17 protein-coding genes are annotated in these 21,577 nt (G+C 64.3%); 7 read left to right on the forward strand and 10 right to left on the reverse strand.

What is annotated here, in order from left to right; translation table 11 throughout:
* Positions 1-7: 7 nt before the first annotated feature.
* From ACYQ2U_RS02405 to ACYQ2U_RS02445, 9 genes are all read right to left on the reverse strand, one after another.
* The gene (locus ACYQ2U_RS02405; RefSeq protein WP_459948736.1) at positions 8-856 is read right to left on the reverse strand and encodes a nitrate- and nitrite sensing domain-containing protein; all 849 of its coding nucleotides are present in this window, start codon (positions 854-856) and stop codon (positions 8-10) included.
* Between the two features lie 9 nt (positions 857-865).
* Positions 866-2,086, reverse strand: coding sequence for a methyl-accepting chemotaxis protein (locus ACYQ2U_RS02410; RefSeq protein ID WP_459948737.1), 1,221 nt, complete (start codon positions 2,084-2,086; stop codon positions 866-868).
* 39 nt (positions 2,087-2,125) lie between these two features.
* On the reverse strand, positions 2,126-2,467 hold the full coding sequence (nirD, locus tag ACYQ2U_RS02415; protein WP_459948738.1) for a nitrite reductase small subunit NirD: 342 nt from the start codon (positions 2,465-2,467) through the stop codon (positions 2,126-2,128).
* 2 nt (positions 2,468-2,469) lie between these two features.
* On the reverse strand, positions 2,470-4,911 hold the full coding sequence (gene nirB, locus ACYQ2U_RS02420; RefSeq protein ID WP_459948739.1) for a nitrite reductase large subunit NirB: 2,442 nt from the start codon (positions 4,909-4,911) through the stop codon (positions 2,470-2,472).
* A 175-nt stretch (positions 4,912-5,086) separates the two neighbouring features.
* On the reverse strand, positions 5,087-5,881 hold the full coding sequence (locus ACYQ2U_RS02425; RefSeq protein WP_459948740.1) for an ABC transporter ATP-binding protein: 795 nt from the start codon (positions 5,879-5,881) through the stop codon (positions 5,087-5,089).
* 18 nt (positions 5,882-5,899) lie between these two features.
* Positions 5,900-6,805: a nitrate ABC transporter permease gene (ntrB, locus tag ACYQ2U_RS02430; RefSeq protein ID WP_459948741.1), complete on the reverse strand. Its 906-nt coding sequence runs from the start codon at positions 6,803-6,805 to the stop codon at positions 5,900-5,902.
* Positions 6,806-6,865: 60 nt separating this feature from the next.
* The gene (locus ACYQ2U_RS02435) at positions 6,866-8,125 is read right to left on the reverse strand and encodes a CmpA/NrtA family ABC transporter substrate-binding protein (protein ID WP_459948742.1); all 1,260 of its coding nucleotides are present in this window, start codon (positions 8,123-8,125) and stop codon (positions 6,866-6,868) included.
* A 418-nt stretch (positions 8,126-8,543) separates the two neighbouring features.
* Positions 8,544-9,122: an ANTAR domain-containing response regulator gene (locus tag ACYQ2U_RS02440; protein WP_459948743.1), complete on the reverse strand. Its 579-nt coding sequence runs from the start codon at positions 9,120-9,122 to the stop codon at positions 8,544-8,546.
* A gap of 55 nt (positions 9,123-9,177) precedes the next feature.
* Complete coding sequence (locus ACYQ2U_RS02445; RefSeq protein ID WP_459948744.1) at positions 9,178-10,743, reverse strand: SpoIIE family protein phosphatase; 1,566 nt, start codon at positions 10,741-10,743, stop codon at positions 9,178-9,180.
* Between the two features lie 420 nt (positions 10,744-11,163).
* On the opposite strand from ACYQ2U_RS02445, the gene ACYQ2U_RS02450 reads away from it, so the two are divergent.
* The 7 genes from ACYQ2U_RS02450 (at position 11,164) to ACYQ2U_RS02480 (ending at position 20,287) form a co-directional block, all read left to right on the forward strand.
* Positions 11,164-11,394 (forward strand): PP0621 family protein, encoded by a 231-nt coding sequence (locus ACYQ2U_RS02450; protein WP_459948745.1) that lies wholly within the window; start codon positions 11,164-11,166, stop codon positions 11,392-11,394.
* The gene (locus tag ACYQ2U_RS02455) at positions 11,391-12,992 is read left to right on the forward strand and encodes a sensor histidine kinase (protein WP_459948746.1); all 1,602 of its coding nucleotides are present in this window, start codon (positions 11,391-11,393) and stop codon (positions 12,990-12,992) included. The genes ACYQ2U_RS02450 and ACYQ2U_RS02455 overlap by 4 nt, the downstream gene beginning before the upstream one ends.
* Before the next feature lie 51 nt (positions 12,993-13,043).
* Positions 13,044-14,354 carry a sigma-54-dependent transcriptional regulator gene (locus ACYQ2U_RS02460; RefSeq protein WP_459948747.1) on the forward strand — a complete coding sequence of 437 codons (1,311 nt, stop codon included), beginning with the start codon at positions 13,044-13,046 and terminating at the stop codon, positions 14,352-14,354.
* The gene (gene ampD / locus ACYQ2U_RS02465; protein WP_459948748.1) at positions 14,347-14,889 is read left to right on the forward strand and encodes a 1,6-anhydro-N-acetylmuramyl-L-alanine amidase AmpD; all 543 of its coding nucleotides are present in this window, start codon (positions 14,347-14,349) and stop codon (positions 14,887-14,889) included. The genes ACYQ2U_RS02460 and ampD overlap by 8 nt, the downstream gene beginning before the upstream one ends.
* A 429-nt stretch (positions 14,890-15,318) precedes the next feature.
* Entirely contained in the window at positions 15,319-18,144 is a 2,826-nt protein-coding gene (locus tag ACYQ2U_RS02470) for a ribonucleoside-diphosphate reductase subunit alpha (protein ID WP_459948749.1), read from the forward strand.
* A 15-nt stretch (positions 18,145-18,159) separates the two neighbouring features.
* Positions 18,160-19,302: a ribonucleotide-diphosphate reductase subunit beta gene (locus ACYQ2U_RS02475; protein WP_459948750.1), complete on the forward strand. Its 1,143-nt coding sequence runs from the start codon at positions 18,160-18,162 to the stop codon at positions 19,300-19,302.
* Positions 19,303-19,537: 235 nt separating this feature from the next.
* Positions 19,538-20,287, forward strand: a complete 750-nt coding sequence (locus ACYQ2U_RS02480) for a histone H1-like DNA-binding protein (RefSeq protein ID WP_459948751.1) — start codon at positions 19,538-19,540, stop codon at positions 20,285-20,287.
* Between the two features lie 79 nt (positions 20,288-20,366).
* Here the strand turns inward: ACYQ2U_RS02480 and ACYQ2U_RS02485 are convergent, their stop codons facing one another.
* Complete coding sequence (locus ACYQ2U_RS02485; protein ID WP_459948752.1) at positions 20,367-21,527, reverse strand: pyridoxal phosphate-dependent aminotransferase; 1,161 nt, start codon at positions 21,525-21,527, stop codon at positions 20,367-20,369.
* Positions 21,528-21,577: the final 50 nt, after the last annotated feature.

The following is a 21,577-nucleotide window of genomic DNA, read 5'->3' on the forward strand; positions in this document are numbered from 1 at the left end:
ACCCCCGTCAATGCTGGGCGAGATCGCGTCGCAGGTCGCTGCCGCACGCGGCGATCCAGGTGTAAACGCTGTTGATGGTCTGGGTCGCCTGACCGAAGTAGCTGTCGGCTCCCAGGTCCACCGTGCCGTTGCCACCCAGGATGCGTTCCCGGATCAAGCCAGCCAAGCTTTGCACAGCGGCCTGGGCACCGCTACCGTGGCGGGCCTCGTCTGCCGCGACGGCCTGATCCAGCAGGGACTCCGCCCGGTTCACCAGGAACATCAGGCGCACTCGCGCCACCGCCGAGCACTTGCCCCGGGCGGCGACGCTGCTGCCGATGGCACGGGCTTGTCCCAGGCACTCGGTCAGGGCAGGCAGGCGGTGCACGTAATTCCTCACCTGGCCCGGCGGCAGACGGTCGCCCTGGGTCAGGGCAATCCGGGCTTCGCCGATGGCGTCGAGCCAATCGAGGACCGTGGCGATCAACTGGCTGTGTTCGCTGATGGATTTTTCCACGCTGAGGCGGGATAGGCCGTCCGTCAATTCCCGCCACTTGAAGCGGAACAGGGCGAGGTCGTTCACCGTCAGGCAGGGCAGCGCCTGTTTGCACTCTTCCAGTGCGGCTTGGTGCAGGGGGTGGAACAGGGCGTCGATCTCGTTGCGCTTGGCACTCAAGGGCCGGGCGAAACTCTGATCGCCGGCGAGCCAGGCGCTGCTCATGCCCCGGTGCTGTTGCAGGTGGCCGGCCAACTGGATCAGGTCGGCGCACAAGCCCAGGGCTTGGATGGACGCGCCCGCAACGGGTTGCCGACGACGGCGACGGAACAGGAAAACGGTGACCAGGAGCAGGGTGGCGAGGCTGAGTGGCAGGATCATGGTGCGCCCTTACTCGAAGCGGTAGGCGTGGATGGTGTCGGTCAGTTGCACCGCCAACTGGTCCAGGTAGCGGGACAGGTCGGTATTTTCCCGCACCAGTCCTTCGTTGCTGTCGGCCAGTTGGGCCACCTGGTCGATGGCCTGGGCCAGCTCCTGGCTGGCCTGGCTTTGTTCGGCGCTGGCGGCGGCAATGTCGCGCACCAGGGCTTCGGTTTGCAGGGTGCTGGTTTCCACCTGGCGCAGGGTGTCGGCGGCATTGCCCGCTTCGTCCACGCTGTTCCGGGCGCGCTGGTTGGTCTGGTCCATGGAGGCGACGATGCGGCCGATGTCGGCGCGGATGGCCTCGATGCGACCGTTGATGTCCCGGGTGGCGTCGCCGGTGCGCTCGGCCAGTTTGCGCACCTCGTCGGCGACGACGGCGAAGCCGCGCCCCGCCTCGCCGGCCCGGGCCGCCTCGATGGCGGCGTTGAGGGCCAGCAGATTGGTCTGGTCGGCGATCTCGGCGATGACCTGGACGATGGTGCCGATCTCCGAGGAACGCTTGCCCAGGGCATCGGCCATGGTGGCGGCGCTTTCCACTTCGCCCGCGAGGTTGCCCAGGGTCTGGGCCAGGTCGGCCACCCGCTGGGCGCCGTTGCTGGCCACCTGGCGGGTGGAGGCGGCGACGGCGGCCACCTCCTTGGCTTGGTCGCTGGCGGAGGCGAGGCTCACGGTCAGCTGTTCCAGGGTGGCGGCGGAGGACACCGTGACGTCGCGCTGAGTGCGCACCCCGGAATCGCCACCGCTGGCGTTGGCGGTGCTTTCCGTGGCGACGCTGGCCAGTTCATGGGCAAGGCGGCTGAAGGCGGCGAACACCTTGACCAGGGAGCGGGCCATGACGTTCATGTGCTCCGCCTGTCCCGAGAAGCGGCCGAGCCGGGTGGGCTCGATGCGGGCGGTCAAGTCGCCCTCGGCCACGCTGGCGAGGAAGCGCACCAGGGCCAGTTGCCAATCCCTGAATTCGCGCAAGGAACGGCGGCCGAGCATGAGCGCCGCCAGGACCAGGGGGATGGCGACGGCGACAGGCAGCCAGTCCGGCATCGCCAGCGGGGCGGGTAGCATGAGGCCGGCGCACAGCCCCGCGCCGAACAGGCAAAGGGCGGCCACCGCCAGGGGCGGATGCAACTTGACGATGACGGCCCGGGGGACGGCGGCGGGCGCGTTATCCGCTGGGATTGGCGTGACATCCACGACGGGGTTTCCTTCTGCGGAAGACGGTTGACGGACGGGTCAGCCCAAGGCCAGCCAGACCAGGCCGTCCTCCAGCTTGACCTTGAAGGGGCGGCTGCAACCTTCGTCGGGGGCCAGGGCCTGGCCGGTTTCCAGGTCGATCTTCCAGCTGTGCAGGGGGCAGGTCACGGTCTTGCCGTGGACCATGCCCTGGGACAGGGGGCCGCCCTTGTGGGGGCACTTGTCGTGCATGGCGAAGACCTCGTCCTGGGCCGTGCGGAACACGGCGATGTCGCCGACGGGGGACTTCACCACCCGGCTGCCGAGGCGGGGGATTTCCCCCAGATCGCAAAGCCGTTTCCACACGGGAGCCACGTCCAGATTGGGTTGTTGATCGGCCATAGTCATACCTCCAGGGTTTCGTAGTTGCGGCGGACTTCGGGGTTCTTGGCGGCCACGGTCCAGGGGTCCTCGTAACCTTGCAGGGAATAGAGCAGGCGCTCGTAGAGTTCCTTGCGTCGTTCCGGGTCTTCCAGCACCGCCTTCTTGATGTGCTCCATGCCCACCCGTTCCAGGTAGTGGCAGGTGCGTTCCAGGTAGTAGCCCTCTTCGCGGTAGAGCTGGAGGAAGGCGCCGGAATATTCCATGACTTCCTCGTCGCTCTTCACCTTGCAGAAGAACTGGGCCACTTCGGTCTTGATGCCGCCGTTGCCGGCGATGTACAGCTCGTAGCCGGAATCCACGCCGATCACGCCCACGTCCTTGATGCCGGCTTCGGCACAGTTGCGGGGACAGCCGGAGACGGCCAGCTTGACCTTGTGGGGGGACCACATGCCGAACAGCATCTTCTCCAGCTTGACGCCCATGTTCATGGAGAGCTGGGTGCCAAAGCGGCAGTGCTCGGCACCGACGCAGGTCTTCACGGTGCGGATGCTCTTGCCGTAGGCGTGGCCGGACACCATCCCCGCGTCGGCCAACTCCGCCCACATCTTGGGCAGATCGTCCTTCTTCACCCCCAGCAGGTCGATACGCTGACCGCCGGTGACTTTGACCGTGGGCACCTTGTACTTGTCGGCCACGTCGGCGATGACCCGCAGTTCGTCCGGCGTGGTGAGGCCGCCCAGCATGCGGGGCACCACGGAGTAGGTGCCGTCCTTCTGGATGTTGGCGTGGTGGCGTTCGTTGATGAAGCGGCTCTGGGGATCGTCCACCGCTTCGTGGGGCCAGGTGGAAATCAGGTAGTAGTTGATGGCGGGGCGGCAGGAGGCGCAGCCATTGGGCGTCTTCCACCCCAGGGCCTGATACACGGCGGGAATGGTGAGCAGGTGCTGGTCGCGGATGGCGGCGCGGACTTCGCCGTGGGTCTTGTCGGTACAGCCGCAGACAGGCTTGTCGCTCACGGACGTGGGTTGGTAGGCACCACCCACGGTGGAGGCCAGGATCTGTTCCACCAGGCCGGTACAGGAACCGCAGGAAGAGGACGCCTTGGTGTGCTTGCGCACGTCGTCCAGGGTGAACAAGCCCTGTTCCTTGATGGCCTTGACGATGGTGCCCTTGCAGACGCCGTTGCAGCCGCAGACCTCGGCTTCGTCGGGCATGGTGGCGGCCATGCTCTGGCCGGCGTGGCCGGCATCGCCCAGGTGGGACTGGCCGAACACCAGGTGGTCGCGCAGGTCGCTGATGTCCTGCTTGTCCTTGAGCAACTGGAAATACCAGGCGCCATCGGCGGTGTCGCCGTACATCACGGCGCCCACCAGCTTGTCGTCCTTGACGCAGAGTTTCTTGTACACACCACCCGCGGGGTCGTGCAGCAGGATTTCATCCACGTGCTCGCCGCCCATGAAATCGCCGGCGGAGAACACGTCGATGCCCGTGACCTTGAGCTTGGTCGAGGTGACGGAGCCTTGATAGCGGCCGATGCCGTACATGGCCAGATGGTTGGCGCAGACCTTGGCCTGTTCGAACAGGGGCGCCACCAGGCCATAGGCGATGCCCCGGTGGTTGGCGCATTCACCCACGGCATAGATGCGGGGATCGTAGGTTTGCAGGGTGTCGTTCACCACGATGCCCCGGTTGCAGAAGATGCCGGCCTTCTCGGCCAGCTCGGTGTTGGGGCGGATGCCGGCGGCCATGACCACCAGGTCGGCGGGGATGGAGGAGCCGTCCTTGAACTTCACCTCACTGATGCGACCATCCTGGCCCGCCACCAGTTCGCTCGTCGAGGCGGCCAGCTTGAACTTGAGGCCCTTGTCCATCAGGGACTGCATCAGCATGTCGGCGGAAGGCTTGTCCAACTGGCGTTCCATGATCCATTCGCCCAGGTGCACCACGGTCACGTCCATGCCGCGCAGGGCCAGGCCGTTGGCGGCTTCCAGGCCGAGCAGGCCGGCGCCGATGACCACCGCGTGCTTGTGGGTGGCGGCGGCAGCGATCATGGCTTCGGTGTCGGCGATGTCTCGATAGGCGATGACGCCGGGCAGGTCCTTGCCGGGCACCGGCAGGATGAAGGGCAAGGAGCCGGTGGCCAGCAGCAGGCGGTCGTACTCCGCCTCGCTGCCGTCATCGGCGAATACCTTGCGGGCCAGGCGGTCGATCTTCACGATCTTCTTGCCCGTGTGCAGGGTGATGCCGTTTTCGGCGTACCACTCGCGGGAGTTGAGAACGATGTCCTGGAGCGTCATCTCACCGGCCAGCACCGGGGAAAGCAGGATGCGGTTGTAGTTGGGATGGGGCTCGGCGCCGAACACCGTGATGTCGTACATGTCCGGGGCGATCTTGCGCAGTTCTTCCAGGGTGCGTACCCCGGCCATGCCGTTGCCCACCAATACCAATTTCAGTTTCTTCATGACATTTCCTTTCCTGCCCGGCCCGGTGCCGGCGGGCTCAGAAAAAACGGCATCCACGCCCGCGCCGGAATGGCCGGGGCGGGAACGTGAACGCCGTTGTTCACATGCTTGTTTGCGAGGGGACTGCGAACCATCCCGGTGGCGCCGTTGCCGACCGGGATGGGGTGACCGTGGCTTAGGCGGCCTTCTTCAACTGCTTGCGGTAGAGGAAGTCCAGCACCGCCGCGCGATATTCGGCAAAGCGCTTGTCTTCGGCCAGGGCCAGACGGTCGCGGGGACGGTCGAGCTGGACTTGCACGATGTCGCCGATGGTGGCGGCCGGGCCGTTGGTCATCATGACGATGCGGTCGGAGAGCAGCACGGCCTCATCCACGTCGTGGGTCACCATGACCACGGTGGCGCCGGTCTTGGCCATCACCGCGTTCATTTCGTCCTGCAAGCTGGCCCGGGTCAGGGCGTCGAGGGCGCCGAAGGGCTCGTCCATGAGCAGGATCTTCGGCTCCATGGCGAAGGCGCGGGCGATACCGACCCGCTGCTTCATGCCGCCGGACACCTCGTGGGGCAGTTTGTGCATGGCGTGGCCCATGTGCACCATCTCCAGCGCCGCCTCGGTGCGGGCCTTGAGCTTGGCCTTGCCTTCCTTGCGACCGAAGACCCGCTCCACCGCCAGATAGACGTTCTCGAAACAGGTCATCCAGGGCAGCAGGGAATGGTTCTGGAACACCACGGCCCGTTCCGGGCCGGGGCCGGCGATTTCGCGGCCGTCGCAGATCAGGGCGCCGCTGCTGGGCAGGGTCAGGCCGGCGATCAGGTTGAGCAGGGTGCTCTTGCCGCAGCCGGAGTGGCCGATCAGGGAAATCACCTCGCCTTCGGCGATGGTCAGGTTGATGTCGCGCAGGGCGGTGAACAAACCCTTCTTGGTGCTGAAGGTTTGGCCGACATTCTCGATTTGGACGATGGCTTTGCTCATGGCAGTCTCCTTCGGCAATCAGCGGGTTTCGTAGGTGAAGCGCTTGGCGATCAGCAGCAGGGTCTGTTCCAGCAACAGGCCGACGATGCCGATGACGAAGATGGCGATGATGATGTGCTCGACCTTCAGGTTGTTCCACTCGTCCCAGACCCAGAAGCCGATGCCGACGCCACCGGTGAGCATTTCAGCGGCCACGATCACCAGCCAGGCGGTGCCGATGGAAAGGCGGATGCCGGTGAGCATGTAGGGCAGCACGGCGGGGAACAGGATCTTGGTCACCACCTTGGCTTCCGACAGGTTCAGCACCCGGGCCACGTTGAGGTAGTCCTGGGGCACCCGGCGCACGCCCTCGGCAGTGTTGAGGATCATGGGCCAGATGGAGCAGATGAAGATGGTCCAGGTGGCGGCCGGGTCGGCCTTCTTGAACACCAGCAGGCCGATGGGCAGCCAGGCCAGGGGCGAGACCGGACGCAGCAGGCTGATGATGGGGTCGAACATGCGGTTGAGGAAGGTGAAGCGGCCCAGGGCGAAACCGAGGGGGATGCCCACCAGGGCGGCGGCGCCGAAGCCGAGGCCGACCCGTTGCAGGGAGGAGAGGATGTTCCAGCCAATGCCCTGGTCGTTCGGACCGTTGCTGTAGAAGGGGTCGGCGAAGATGTTCAGTGCCTCGCTCCAGACTTGGCCGGGGGCGGGAATGGAACCGCCCTTCATGGTGGCCAGGCCCCAGATGCCGATCAGCAGGGCGATGCCGAAGATCGGGGGAATGGCCTTGAGCAGGAATTCGCGCAGGTGGGTGGCGAAGGGCGTGCCTTCCTCGGTGGCGGCGCTGGGGGTGGGGGCGGTGGTCTGCACGTGGGTTTCTTCCTTGAGGGGTTCCTCTGCCGCGTGGATGGCGGCGGGTTTCAGGGCAACGACGGCGCTCATGGCTATCTCCTGTTGGCGGTGGCGGGGCGGGGTACGTCCCGCCACCCGTGGGCGGCCGGATCAGGCCTTGATCTTGAACGAGGCGGCGTACTTCTTGGGGTCCTTGCCGTCCCAGACCACGCCGTCGATCAGCTTGTGGCTGCGCATCTCGCTCTTGGGCAGGGGCACGCCGGCGGCAGCGGCGGCCTGCTTGTAGATGTCGATGCGGTTCACCTTCTTGGCTTCGGCCAGGTAGTCCGGGTCGGCCTTGAGCAGGCCCCAGCGCTTGTGCTGGGTCATGAACCACATGGCGTCCGACAGGTAGGGGAAGTTCACCGCACCGTCGTTGAAGAAGTGCATGCAGTTCTTGTCGTCCCAGCTCTTGCCCAGGCCATTGCTGTAACGGCCCAGCATCCGTTCCAGGATCACGTCCATGTCGGTGTTGATGTAAGCCTTCTGGCACACGGTTTCCGCCGTGGTGCGGCGGTTGGCCAGGGAGGCGTCGATCCACTTGCCGGCTTCGAGCACGGCGGCGGTCATGGCGCGGGCGGTGTTGGGATACTTCTGCACGAACTCAGCCGTGGTGCCCAGCACCTTTTCCGGGTGATCGGTCCAGATATCCTGGGTGGTGACGGCGGTGAAACCGATCTTGTCGATGATGGCCCGGTTGTTCCAGGGCTCGCCGACACAGAAGCCGTCCATGTTGCCGACCCGCATGTTGGCCACCATTTGGGGAGGGGGCACGGTGATGGTCTTGACGTCCTTGAAGGGGTCGATGCCCTGGGCGGCCAGCCAGTAGTAGAGCCACATGGCGTGGGTGCCGGTGGGGAAGGTCTGGGCGAAGGTGTATTCCTTGTCCTTCTTGGCGATCAGCTTGGCCAGGGTGGCGCCGTCGGTGACGCCCTTGTCCTTGAGTTGGTTGGAAAGGGTGATGGCTTGGCCGTTGTTGTTGAGGCTCATCAGCACGGCCATATCTTTCTTGGGGCCGCCGATGCCCAGTTGCACGCCATAGACCAGGCCGTAGAGCACGTGGGCGGCGTCCAGTTCGCCGTTCACCAGCTTGTCCCGCACGGAGGCCCAGGAGGCTTCCTTGGTGGGGATGATCTTGATGCCGTACTTCTCGTCGAATTTCTGCACATTGGCCATCACCACGGAGGAACAGTCGGTGAGGGGAATGAAGCCGATGCGCACTTCCTTCTTTTCGGGGGCGTCGGAGCCGGCGGCCCAGGCACCGGAACGAACGCCCGGGGGGACGGCGGCCATGAGGCCGGAACCGACGGCGAGGCCGGTGGCCGAGCGGATGAAGTCCCGGCGGGAATGGTTGAGAGGCTTTTGCTCCATGGTTGGCTCCTTGTCGCGATGCTGGCTAGACGTTCCGAAAAACCAAAAAAAAGACGGCGTCACACGCCGAATGAGAAAACGCCCGAAGACGTTTGCTCGCTCAACGTGGACGCCGTTGTCCACTCTGATCTGATCGCCCGGATCCACCTATGACCCGTGCTGGTGTTCTATATGCAAAGCATGTGCCACCTCTCGTGCATTCTCTGTAATGCCTTGTGCGGCGCGGGATTCGGTCGTTTGTGGGGGACGAAACAAAGCGGGAAATTGGACCGTGCCTTCGCACCCGGACTGTGCATGGTTTAGGTGCGCTGCACCACATCGCGCCACGGGAGTTCGCTGATGGAGGAAACGGAAGGGAATGGAAATCGACGCGCGCCGATCATCATCGGCGCATGTCGTCAGTGAAACGTGGCGGGAATCAGGAGCCCAGCAGTTCGGCCATTTCGATGACCTGGGCCGCCACCTTGGCGAGGGGCTGCTTGCGGTCCATGGCCAGCTTGCGCAGGGCGTTGTAGGCCTCGTCCTCATCCATGCCGCGGGCTTTCATCAGGATGCCCTTGGCCCGGTCTACCACTTTCCGTTCCGCCAGCTTCTGGGTGGCCTCGTCCCGTTCCTTGCGCAGGGCCTGGAATTCCTCGAAGGAGGCGATGGCCACTTCCAGGATGGGCTTGAGTCGTTTCTGGGTCAGGCCGTCCACCACGTAGGAGGAAACGCCGGCCTTGATCGCCTTGCGGATGGTGGGGGCATCGCGTTTGTTCGATACCATGACCACCGGGCGGGGCATGGCCTCGTTGACCACGGCCAAGTGTTCCAGGGTGTCGCGGGAGGGGGAGTCGGTCTGAATCAGGATGGCATCGGGCTTGAGCCGCTCGACCTTTTCCGACAGGTCCACCGCCGAGGGCAGCAAGGCGGCGACCTGGTAGCCGGCCAAGGCGAGGCCCGCGCAGATTTCTCCGGCGCGAGTTTCCGATTCATCGATGACCAGGACGCTCAACATGGGCCGGATTGTGCCACGGTCCGACGGGCTGGATGGCGGGGCCGGTACTGCCGCGTCAGGCGCGGCAGTCGATCAACATCAGGGAGATGTCGTCCTGTTGTTCAATGCCCGCGGTGTGGTCGCGCAGGCTCTGGCGTACCGCATCCAGGCGCTGGGCGGCGCTGCGGCCAGTGAGGGCTTCCTGCAAGCGATCCTTGCCGTAGGCTTCGCCATTGACGTCGCTGGCTTCGATCACACCGTCGGAAAAGAGGACGAACTGGTCGCCTTCGTCCCAGCGCAGGCTGTGCACGCAGGCCATTTCATCGTCGAAATCGACGATGCCCAGGGGCAGATGGGCGGATACCAGGCGTTCCTTGAGGTTGCCCTTGGCGTCCAGCCACAGGGTCTGCGGCATGCCGCCCTGCCAGATCTGCGCGCTGCGCGCCTTGGGGTCGATGCAGAGCAGGGTGGCGGCGACGAAGCGCCCCACGGGCAACATGGACATCAGGTTCTGGTTGAGGTGGCGGACGATGTCGGCGAGACGACGCTCCGACTGCACCAGGCCGTAGAAAGCAGTTAACACGGGCAGGGCGCTGATGGCGGCGGCCAGGCCGTGGCCCGTGGCGTCTGCCAACAGGGTGTACAGCCGCCCCTGGGAATCGCGCAGGCCGGCGACGATGTCGCCGCTGAAGTTGTTGGCGGGGGCCACCCAGTAACGGATGGCGCTATCTTCCAGGCCGGGGTGCTGCACCATGCGCTGCATGATGTCCTGGGCCAGTTGGTTTTCCCGCTGCTGCTCGTCGTAATAGACCTGCAAGCGTTCCGCATTGGAACGCAGACGGCTTTCGATGATCTTGCGCTCACTGATGTCCCGCACCACGCCGACGTAGGTGTGTTCGTTGTCCACCACCATTTCGTTGACCCCCAGTTCCAGGGGGAAAGTGCTGCCGTTCTTGCGCAGGCCCGTGACTTCCCGTTGGGCAACGCCGATGATCTTGGCCGGGCCACCGGAGGTGTAGGCGGCCAGATAGCCGTCGTGGGCGGATGCCTCGGGTTCGGGCATCAGCATGCTGACGTTTTTCCCCAGCATTTCCTCCCGGCTATAGCCGAAGATGGTGAGGGTGGAGCGGCTGACCCAGGTGATGATGCCCTTGGCGTCGATGGTAATGACACCGTCCACGATGTTCTCGGATACCGCCGCCATCTGTTTTAGCGAGGCATCAAGGCTACGCTGCATGTGCAGGGTGCGGGAGAAGGAGCGCAACTTGGCGTCGAGCACGACGAAGTTGATGGGCTTGGCCAGATAGTCGTCACCGCCGGCGTCCATGCCCGCCACCAGGTTCTCGTCCTTGGACAGGGCCGACAGGAAGATCACCGGCACCCAGCGGTCGCCGGCCATGGCCTTGATGCGACGGGTGGCTTCGTAACCGTCCATCACCGGCATCATGACGTCCATCAGCACCAGGTCAGGCCGTTCCTTGGCAAAGGTGTCCACGGCAATGGCCCCATTCTCGGCGGTGATGACGTGATAGCCCAGCTTACCCAGGAAAACTTCCAGAATCTGTCGATTGGTGGCGGTATCGTCCACGGCCAGGACTTTGAGCTGGCGACTGCTGGAGGATTGCGGGGGAACGCTGGACATGGCGGCCTGTATCTTAGGAATGGGTGGGGCGATAAGACAAGTTCATTATAACTTTCGTTGTAATCGATGTTGCGCCCTTTTATTGCTTTTCGCGATCCCGGGTGTGGCCGGGAAAACCCCATGGTTAAGCCATCCCCATTGTTTCGTGACGTCTGCGTCACTATTTTCTCGGCAATCCGGGGGGCTGCGCGCGCGGAGCCGGACGTCATTTCAGGCCGGCGGCGCCATTGTAGGCGATGGTTTCCCGCTTGGCATGGCGCCATTATGAGCACGGCATTTTTGCTGGGGTGGCGGTGATGTTCGCGCGCCGCGTCGACCAGTCGGCGGCTATCGGTGTGGGGCAGGGGAGACCGTATACTTGGCCCTTGCCGTGCCCGAGCCTGGGGCGACGGCCCAGATGGCCGAATCGAGGAATTCTTCATGGTGAAATGGCTGTTCCTGTCGTTGGTGGTGCTGGTTTGCTGGGGATTGATCCGTTCCCGCAGCCAGCAGCGCCAGTCGCCCCGGGCGACGCCCTCGCCCCCCGCATCGTCGGCCATGGTGCCCTGCGCCCAGTGCCGGGTTTATGTGCCGAAGGAAGAGGCCGTGGTGGTCGACGGGCAAACCTTTTGTTGTCGTGAACACCAGCAGCGATGGGAGCGCCGCGCTTGAGTTTCCCGGTCGGCTTGCCCCTGCGGGATGGTTTGCCGTCCCCCGGCGAAAGCTTCTGGCGTTCCCTGCACTACTTCCATATTTACCGCCTGGCGGTGGCGCTGCTGTTCGTCCTCGGGGCGACCTTCATGCAGACGGCGCCGTTTTTCTCGCCGGGCGAGGTTGGCCTGGGCAATGGCGTGGTTCGGTTGTACCTGTTGTTCGCCATCGCCCTGATCTTCGTTCAGCCCCTGCGCTGGCGCCCCTCCTTCAACACCCTGCTGACCCTGGAGGTGTTGCTGGACGTGGTGATGCTGACCCTGCTGATGTCCCTCAGCAGCAGTTACCGCAACGGTTTCAGCTACATGCTCCTGGTGGTGCTGGCTGCCGCCGGCCTGGTGGGTCAGGGGCGGCTGACCCTGTTCTACGCGGCCCTGGCCTCGGTGGCGGTGTTGCTGGAGCAGGGCCTGCACGTGCTGCGTGGGGATGGCGTGGTGACGGACTTCACGGCCACCGGGCTGGTCTGCATGGGGTTTTTCGGCACGGCGATCTCAGCCCATCTGCTGTCCCAGCGGGTGGTGGCCAGCGAACGCCTGGCGCGGCAGCGGGGCGAAGCCCTGGCGGCCCAGATTCGCATCAACGACCAGGTGATCCGCGACATGCAGGACGGGGTGTTGGTGGTGGACAGCCTGGGTCGGGTGCTGCAACACAACCCACGGGCGGCCGAGTTGTGCGCCATGAAGCCATGGCGCCAAGTGGCCCTGGACGAGTTTTTTCCGGAATTGGCCCAGCGTTTCGGTCAATGGCGGAACGGAGGCGGCGAAGCGCAGGAGGTATTGCTGTCGCCTGCCAATCATCCGCTCCACATCCGTTACCTGCCGGCCGGGGACGGCGAAAACTCCCTGCTGTTCATTGAGGATGCCGAACAGCTCCAGGCCCAGGCGCGACAGATCAAGCTGGCGGCCCTGGGGCGGCTGACCGCCAACATGGCCCACGAAATCCGCAATCCCCTGGCGGCCATCAGCCATGCCGCCGAATTGCTGCGGGAGGAGGCGGAGGGCGAGGCGCCGGCGGCGGTGCGGGCGCGGCTTACTCGCATCATCGGCGAGAACACTGGTCGCCTCAACCGGCTGGTGACCGATGTGATGGAGTTGGGACGGCGGGACAAGGTCCAGCCCGAGTCCATCGACCTGGCCGCCTTCCTTTCCGCCTTTGCCGAGGATCTTGCGCTCAGCGAGCCGGAGCGGGCCCATGCCTTGACCGTGCACTGCGAGCCTGGGCTAGTGCTGAGTTTCGATCGCGCCCATCTGGGGCGGGTGCTGGCCAATCTGGTGGGCAATGGCCTGCGCTACTGTAGTGGCAGCGTGGGCAGCGTGAGCTTGATGGCGCGTCCGGGTGCTTTCGGCAAGCAGGTGGAGCTCTGGTTGGAGGACGACGGACCGGGTATCGACGCGGCCTTGCGCGGCCGGGTATTCGAGCCTTTTTTCACGACCCGGGGCAATGGAACCGGCTTGGGGCTCTATATTGCTCGAGAATTATGCGAGGCCAACGGAGCCGTACTGACCCTGATGGACGGGGAAAAGGGTGCCCGTTTCCGCATCAGCGGTCGGCGTGGTTGAACGCGGAGAGGTGAATTGAAAAAGGGAGAATCCCCCAAACGGGTTTTGATCGTGGATGACGAAGCCGACATCCGCGAACTGCTGGACATGACCGTGATGCGCATGGGCTTGGTGGCAGACTGCGCCGCCAATCTGGCGGAGGCCCGGCAGTATCTGGCCGAGCAACGGTACCAGCTCTGTCTGACCGACATGCGTCTGCCGGATGGCGAGGGACTGGCCTTGGTGCGCCAGATCGGTGACAGCCATCCCGAACTGCCGGTGGCGGTCATCACCGCTCACGGCAGTGCGGAAAATGCCGTGGCTGCCCTCAAGGCCGGTGCCTTCGATTATTTGTCCAAGCCCGTTTCCCTGGAGCAACTGCGGGCATTGGTGAAGACCGCCGTCGGTTTGCCCGCTGCGGCGGGACCGGCGCGGGACGATGGCGTCCTGCTTGGCGATTCTCCGGCCATGACCGAGGTGCGCAATCTCATCGAGCGGGTGGCCCGCAGTCAGGCGCCGGTGCATATCCAGGGGGAATCCGGCAGCGGCAAGGAAATGGCGGCGCGCCTGATCCACCGTCTCGGCGCCCACAGTGCCGGTGCCTTCGTCCCGGTCAATTGCGGCGCCATTCCCGAAAATTTGATGGAAAGCGAATTCTTCGGTTACCGCAAGGGCGCCTTCACTGGCGCGGACCAGGACCGGGACGGGTTTTTCCAGGCGGCCCACGGCGGCACCCTGTTCCTCGACGAAGTGGCCGACCTGCCGCCGGCCATGCAGGTGAAGTTGCTGCGGGTGATCCAGGAAAAGCGCCTGCGCAAGGTCGGCAGCCCCACCGAGGATCCGGTGGATGTGCGCATCCTCAGCGCCACCCATCAGAACCTGCGGGCCCTGGTGGAACAAGGCCGGTTTCGCCAGGATCTGTATTTCCGTCTCAATGTGATCGAACTGCGCATGCCGCCGCTGCGGGAATGCGCCGGCGACGTGCTGCTGTTGGCCGACCGCATCCTGCAACGGCTGGCGGCGGAGGCCGGCGGCCCCGCGCCGACCCTGGGTGCCGCGGCGCGCCAGGCCCTGCTGGCCTATTCCTTTCCCGGCAATGTGCGGGAGCTGGAAAACATCCTGGAGCGGGCCATGGCCCTGCGCACCGATGCCCAGATCGAACCGGAGGATCTCAATCTGGCGCCCTTGGTCAGCCATCCGCCGGCGGAGGAGGGACTGATCCCCAGCCTATCCCTTCAGGACCACCTGGATCAGGTGGAACGCCAGGCCCTGCTCGACGCCCTCAACAAAACCCGTTTCAACCGCACCGCCGCGGCCAAGCTGTTGGGCGTGACGTTCCGCTCCCTGCGCTACCGCATGGAACGCCTGGGCCTCAATGACTGAGCCGATGCTTGCCTGGGAGACGGACGGCGACGGACTCGTGCGCGGCGCCCACCGCCATGTCTCCCCCAACCAGGATGAGCGGCCGGCGGGGGCGGAGGTGGACTTGTTGGTCCTGCACTTCATCAGCTTGCCGCCGGGCCATTTTGACGGTGACGCGATCCATCGCCTGTTTACCAATACCCTGGATGAGTCGGTCCATCCCGGTCTGGCCGGATTGTCCGCCCTGCGGGTGTCCGCCCATTTCCTGATTCGCCGCGATGGCAGCCTGTACCAATATGTGCCCTGCGACCGCCGTGCCTGGCACGCAGGCCAGTCCTCCTGGCGGGGGCGCAGCCGCTGCAACGATTTTTCCCTCGGCATCGAGTTGGAAGGGTGTGAAACCCAGCCCTTCACCGAGGACCAGTACGCCACCCTGGCCCACCTGGTTCCCTTGCTCAAATCGCGCTACCCCATCGTCGACGTGGTCGGACACGAACACATCGCCCCCGGTCGCAAGATCGACCCGGGGCCGACCTTTGACTGGCGGCGGATTTAACCCAGGCTTCTCCGGTTTGCCTTTCTGCGCTGTGGGCTGACTGCGCGCGGATGAACCTGATGCTGCGACCGGGGCGCAGCCATGAGCTCGTGACATGGGCTTGCGACCGGGGCAAAGGCGTGCCAGGGCCTTCTCCTTCCTTTCCTCGCTGCGCGGAATCCGGCGCTGGATATCCGGATGCCTGCATCCGCACACCTTCTCGTCAGCGCCAACCCCGTCTATCGCCGTGGGTGTTTTGCATCCTTGGCACGTCACGACGTTTCATTCTTCGGGCGTGAAAAATTTCTTCTTTTTTTTCGATTGGGTGTATTGCGGTGCCCGATGGGCAACACTAGAATTAGTGTCAATCTGACATATAGACACTAGATATAGTGTTTTGTGTCGAGCATGACTGTCCCCTTCACCCCTTTCCTTTCAGGGAGTCCCAAGATGCGGTTAGCGACTGACGATGTGATCTCCAAGCCTCTTCCCCCCGATCTTTCCCCCGATCCCTCGCCAGCCTCCAGAACCGCCATCCCCGAATTCAAGGTGATTCGGCGCAACGGCGCCGTGGTGGGTTTTGAGCCCGCCAAGATTTCCATTGCCTTGACCAAGGCTTTTCTCGCCGTGACCGGCGGCCAGGGCGCCGTGTCGGCCCGGGTGCGGGAAATGGTGGCGCGCTTGACCGAGGCGGTGATCGCCGCCCTGTTGCGCCGCCAGCCCCACGGCGGCACGGTGCATATCGAGGACATCCAGGACCAGGTGGAACTGGCCCTGATGCGTTCCGGCGAGCACGACGTGGCCCGGGCCTACGTCCTCTACCGGGAACGGCGGACCCAGGAGCGCAGCCAGAAGCGCTCGGCCCTGCAACCGGAACTGGCCCTCAACGTGGTGGAGGACGGCGTCGCCCATCCCCTGGACCAGGAAGCCCTGCACGACCTGCTCGACGCCGCCTGCGAAGGCCTGGGGGACGTGGTCGACCCCGCCGCCATCTTCGCCGCGACCCTGAAGAACCTCTACGACGGGGTGCCGATCGAGGAAGTGCGCAAGTCCGCCATCCTTTCCGCCCGGGTGTTGATCGAGAAGGATCCCGCCTACAGTTACGTCACAGCGCGCCTGCTGCTGCACACCATCCGCCGCGAGGTGCTGGGCGAAGAGGTGGGGCAGGAGGCCATGGCGCAGCGTTACGCCGAGTACTTCCCCCATTTCGTCCGCACGGGCATCCAGGCGGAACTGCTCGACCCGCGCCTGGCCCAGTTCGACCTGCAGCGTCTGGGACAGGCCCTGGATGCCAAGCGCGACCTGAAGTTCGGCTATCTGGGTTTGCAGACCCTTTACGACCGCTATTTCCTCCACATCGAGGAACGCCGCATCGAGTTGCCCCAGGTGTTCTTCATGCGCGTGGCCATGGGCCTGGCCCTCAATGAGATAGATCGGGAAACCCGGGCCATCGAGTTCTACGAGGTGTTGTCCAACTTCGACTTCATGAGCTCGACCCCCACCCTGTTCAATTCGGGCACCCTGCATTCCCAGCTCTCCTCCTGCTACCTGACCACGGTGGACGACGATCTGGACCAGATTTTCGGCGCCATCCGGGAGAACGCCCTGTTGCAGAAATACGCTGGCGGCCTGGGTAACGACTGGACCAATGTGCGGGCTCTGGGCGCGCGGATCAAGGGCACCAACGGCAAGAGCCAGGGGGTGATTCCCTTCCTCAAGGTGGTCAACGACACGGCGGTGGCGGTGAACCAGGGCGGCAAGCGCAAGGGCGCCGTCTGCGCCTATCTGGAAACCTGGCACCTGGACCTGGAGGAATTCCTCGACCTGCGCAAGAACACCGGCGACGACCGGCGCCGCACCCACGACATGAACACCGCCAACTGGATTCCCGATCTGTTCATGAAGCGGGTCATGGAGTCCGGCGAATGGACCCTGTTCTCCCCTTCCGACGTGCCCGACCTGCACGACAAATACGGTCGCGCCTTCGAGGAGGCCTACGTCCGCTACGAAGAAAAGGCCGACCGGGGCGAGATCAAGCTGTTCCGCCGGGTGCCGGCCCTGTCCCTGTGGCGCAAGATGCTGACCATGCTGTTCGAGACCGGGCATCCCTGGGTGACGTTCAAGGATCCCTGCAACATCCGCTCTCCCCAACAGCACGTCGGCGTGGTCCATAGCTCCAACTTGTGTACCGAGATCACCCTCAACACCTCCGCCACGGAAACCGCGGTGTGCAACCTGGGGTCGGTGAATCTGCTGGCCCACCTGCGGGACGGCCAGCTGGACCAGGACAAGCTGAAAAAGACCATCCGCACCGCCATGCGCATGCTGGACAACGTGGTGGACATCAATTTCTACGCGGTGGACAAGGCGCGCAATTCCAACGTCCGCCACCGCCCGGTGGGCCTGGGCATCATGGCCTTCCAGGACTGCCTGCACGAGCTGCGCATTCCCTACGCCTCCCAGGCGGCGGTGGAGTTTGCCGACCGCTCCATGGAGGCCGTGTGCTACCACGCCTATTGGGCCAGTACCGATCTGGCCGAGGAACGGGGTCGCTATTCCAGCTTCAAGGGCAGCCTCTGGGATCAGGGCATCCTGCCCCAGGACAGCCTGGACCTGCTGGCCCGGGAACGGGGCGGCTATCTGGAGGTGGATCGTTCCGCCAGCCTGGATTGGGACGCCCTGCGCCAGCGCATCGCCCAGGTGGGCATGCGTAACTCCAATTGCGTGGCCATTGCCCCCACCGCGACGATTTCCAACATCGTGGGCGTCTCGGCCTGCATCGAGCCCGAGTACCAGAACCTCTACGTCAAATCCAACTTGTCCGGCGAATTCACCGTGGCCAACGAGCATCTGGTGCGCGACCTGAAGGCCCTCGGCCTGTGGGACGAGGTGATGATCGCCGACCTCAAGTACTTCGACGGCTCCCTGGCCCGCATCGACCGCGTGCCCCAGGAATTGCGGGACCTCTACGCCACGGCCTTCGAGATCGACCCCGCCTGGTTGGTGGAGGCAGCTTCCCGGCGCCAGAAATGGATCGACCAGGCCCAGTCCCTCAACATCTACATGGCCGGCGCGTCGGGCCGCAAGCTCGACGAGACCTACAAGCTGGCCTGGCAGCGCGGCCTGAAGACCACCTACTACCTGCGCACCCTGGGTGCCACCCATGCCGAGAAGTCCACCACCAAGGCTGGGGCCCTCAACGCCGTGGCGGCAGAACCCCAGGCCGAGGCCCAGTTCTGCTCCATAGACAATCCCGATTGCGAAGCTTGCCAATAAAGCCGGAGGAAAACCATGTTCGAAGAAGACCTGTCCTTTGCTGCACCCGCCTCCACGGGCGGTTTCACCGCCGGCCGCGATGGCGGTTTCCTCCGCCCCTCCCCGGCCGACCGGGAAGACGAGGCCGGGGATGCCGCCCTGCGCCGCATCCGGGTAGAGGACAAGCGCATCATCAACGGTGGCACCGACGTGAACCAGTTGGTGCCCTTCAAGTACAAGTGGGCCTGGGACAAGTACCTGGCCGGTTGCGCCAACCACTGGATGCCCCAGGAAATCAACATGGCGCGGGACATCGCCCAGTGGAAGGACCCTGCTGCCCTGTCCGAGGACGAGCGGCGCATCGTCAAGCGCAACCTGGGCTTCTTCGTCACCGCCGACAGCTTGGCCGCCAACAACATCGTGCTCGGCACCTACCGCCACATCACCGCGCCGGAGTGCCGCCAGTACCTGCTGCGCCAGGCCTTCGAAGAGGCGATCCATACCCACGCCTACCAGTACATCGTCGAAAGCCTGGGGCTGGACGAGGGCGAGATTTTCAACGCCTATCACGAGGTTCCCTCGATCCGGGCCAAGGACGAGTTCCTCATTCCCTTCATCGACGTGCTCACCAACCCCGAATTCCGCACCGGCACTGCCGAGGCAGACCAGCAGTTGCTGAAGAGCCTGATCGTCTTCGCCTGCCTGATGGAGGGGCTGTTCTTCTACGTCGGTTTCGCCCAGATCCTGGCCCTGGGGCGGCAGAACAAGATGACCGGTGCCGCCGAGCAGTACCAGTACATCCTGCGCGACGAGTCGATGCACTGCAATTTCGGCATCGACCTGATCAACCAGATCAAGCTGGAGAACCCGCAACTGTGGACCGCCGAGTTCCGCGCGGAGTTGCGGGAACTGTTCAAGAAGGCCGTGGACCTGGAGTACGCCTACGCCGAGGACACCATGCCGCGTGGCGTGCTGGGCCTCAATGCCTCAATGTTCAAGGGCTATCTGCGCTACATCGCCAACCGGCGCTGCCAGCAGATCGGCCTCGATACGATGTTCACTGGCGAGGAGAATCCCTTCCCTTGGATGGCGGAGATGATCGACCTCAAGAAGGAGAAAAATTTCTTCGAGACCCGCGTCATCGAATACCAGACGGGAGGCGCGTTGTCGTGGGATTGAGACAGTTGCGTATGCAGCTGTGCAACGTGGCGAGTGAACCAGGAATACGTTTGCTAGTCTCCGCAACGTTTCCCGTTCTGCGTTCTTAAATGAAGTGATGGGCGGAAAAACGTGAGGAATTCATTGCTTTCCTTTGCATGATTGCAGTGAATAATGCACGCATACCCAATTCGGGTTGTAGATGTAAAAGCAGTAGTGGTGTTTTCCTTGTTCCCTTGTCCTTTAGGAGGTTCCCATGGCTGAGACCAAAGCCAAGAAACCGGCGGCTAAGAAGCCTGCTGCCAAGAAGCCCGCTGCCGCAAAGAAACCCGCGGCTGCAAAGAAACCTGTTGCCAAGAAGCCCGCAGCAGCTAAGAAACCCGTAGCAAAGAAGCCTGCTGCCAAGAAGCCCGTGGCTGCTAAGAAGCCTGTGGCGAAGAAGGCCGTCGCCGCCAAGAAGCCCGTGGCGAAGAAGCCTGCTGCCAAGAAGCCCGTGGCCGCTAAGAAGCCCGTTGCCAAGAAGGCTGTCGCCGCCAAGAAGCCCGTGGCGAAGAAGGCCGTTGCCAAGAAGCCCGTGGCTGCTAAGAAGCCCGTAGCCAAGAAGGCTGTCGCCGCCAAGAAGCCCGTGGCGAAGAAGGCTGTCGCCAAGAAGCCCGTGGCTGCCAAGAAGCCTGTTGCTAAGAAGCCCGTGGCCAAGAAGGCTGTCGCCGCCAAGAAGCCCGTGGCGAAAAAGCCTGCTGCCAAGCCCGTCGCCAAGAAGCCCGTGGCGAAGAAGCCCGCTGCCAAGCCCGCCGCCAAGAAGCCCGTGGCGAAGAAGCCCGCTGCCAAGCCCGCTGCCAAGAAGCCCGCAGCCAAGCCTGCTGCGAAAAAGGCTCCCGCTGTGAAGAAGGCCGCTGCGCCTGCTGCGCCTGCCGCAACGCCTTCCACCGCTGCAACGCCCGGCATCAAGTCTTCCTTGAATCCGGCCGCTGCTTGGCCTTTCCCCACCGGCTCCCGTCCTTCCTGAGGCGAATCGGTGGTTGGCCGACCGCAAGGTCGGCCACGTATTCAACGCACGGGTGCTGTCGGCCCGTGCGTTTTTCATTTCAACGCATGGCGACGAAGCGCTTGATCCGGGCAATGCCCTCCTCGATTTTCTCCGCAGCGACGGCGTAGGCGAAGCGCATGTAGCGCTTGGGTTGGGTGTCGCCGAAGTCCAGGCCGGGGGTGACGGCGACGCCAGCGTGTTCCAGTAGTTCCAGGGCAAAGGTGTAACTGTCGTCGGTCAGAGCTGAAACGTCGCCATAGACGTAGAAGGCGCCGTCCGGCTGGGCGGGCACTGCGATGCCGCAATCGGCCAGGCCCCGCAGCAGGATGTCGCGCCGTTCCTGGAATAGGCATCGACGCTGTTCCAGTAATGCCAATGTGTCGGACTCGAAGGCGGCCAACGCGCCGTACTGGGCCGGTGTCGGCGGCGAGATGTAGAGGTTCTGCGCCAGCTTCTCAACGGCACGCAGGGCTTCCGGCGGCACCACCATCCAGCCCAGGCGCCAGCCGGTCATGCCGAAGTACTTGGAAAAGCTGTTGATGATGAAGAGGTCCTCGCCCAAGGCGGCGGCACTGCTCGCCGGCACGCCGTAGACCAGCCCTTGGTAGATTTCATCCATCAGCAGCGTTCCGCCGCGACGACGCACCTCGGCCAGGATGGCCGTCAACGCCTGCTGCGGCATCAGCGTCCCACTGGGATTGGCCGGGCTGGCCACCATCAGGCCGCGGGTGCGGCTTGTCCATTGTTCGGCCACTTGGCGGGCGGTGGGTTGAAAGTGTGTGCTTGCGTCCACCGCCAGGGCGCGCGGCACCCCTTCGAAAAGCCGGACGAAATGCCGGTTGCAGGGGTAGCCGGGGTCGGCCAGCAGGATCTCGTCGCCGGGGTTCACCAGGACGCCGAGGGCCATCAGCAAGGCGGCGGAGGCGCCACTGGTGATGACAATGCGTTCCGCCGCCACATCGACGCCGAAGCGCGCGCGGTAGTCCTGGGCAATGGCTTCCCGCAATTGCGGCAAACCCAGGGCGTGGGTGTAGAACACCTTGCCGTCGGCGATGGCTTGCTGAGCCGCGGCAACGATGGCGGGCGGCGTCGGGAAGTCCGGCTCCCCGACCTCCATGTGAATGATGTCGCGCCCGGCGGCCTCTAGCGCCTTGGCCCTTTGCACCAGTTCCATGACGTGGAAGGGGGCAATGTCTTTCATTCGCTCGGCGATTTGCATGACGTGGATTCCTTCAGGCGGCGGACCATAAAAAATGGCCACCCGCGGGT

The sequence above is a fragment of the Denitratisoma sp. agr-D3 genome, assembly GCF_054658675.1.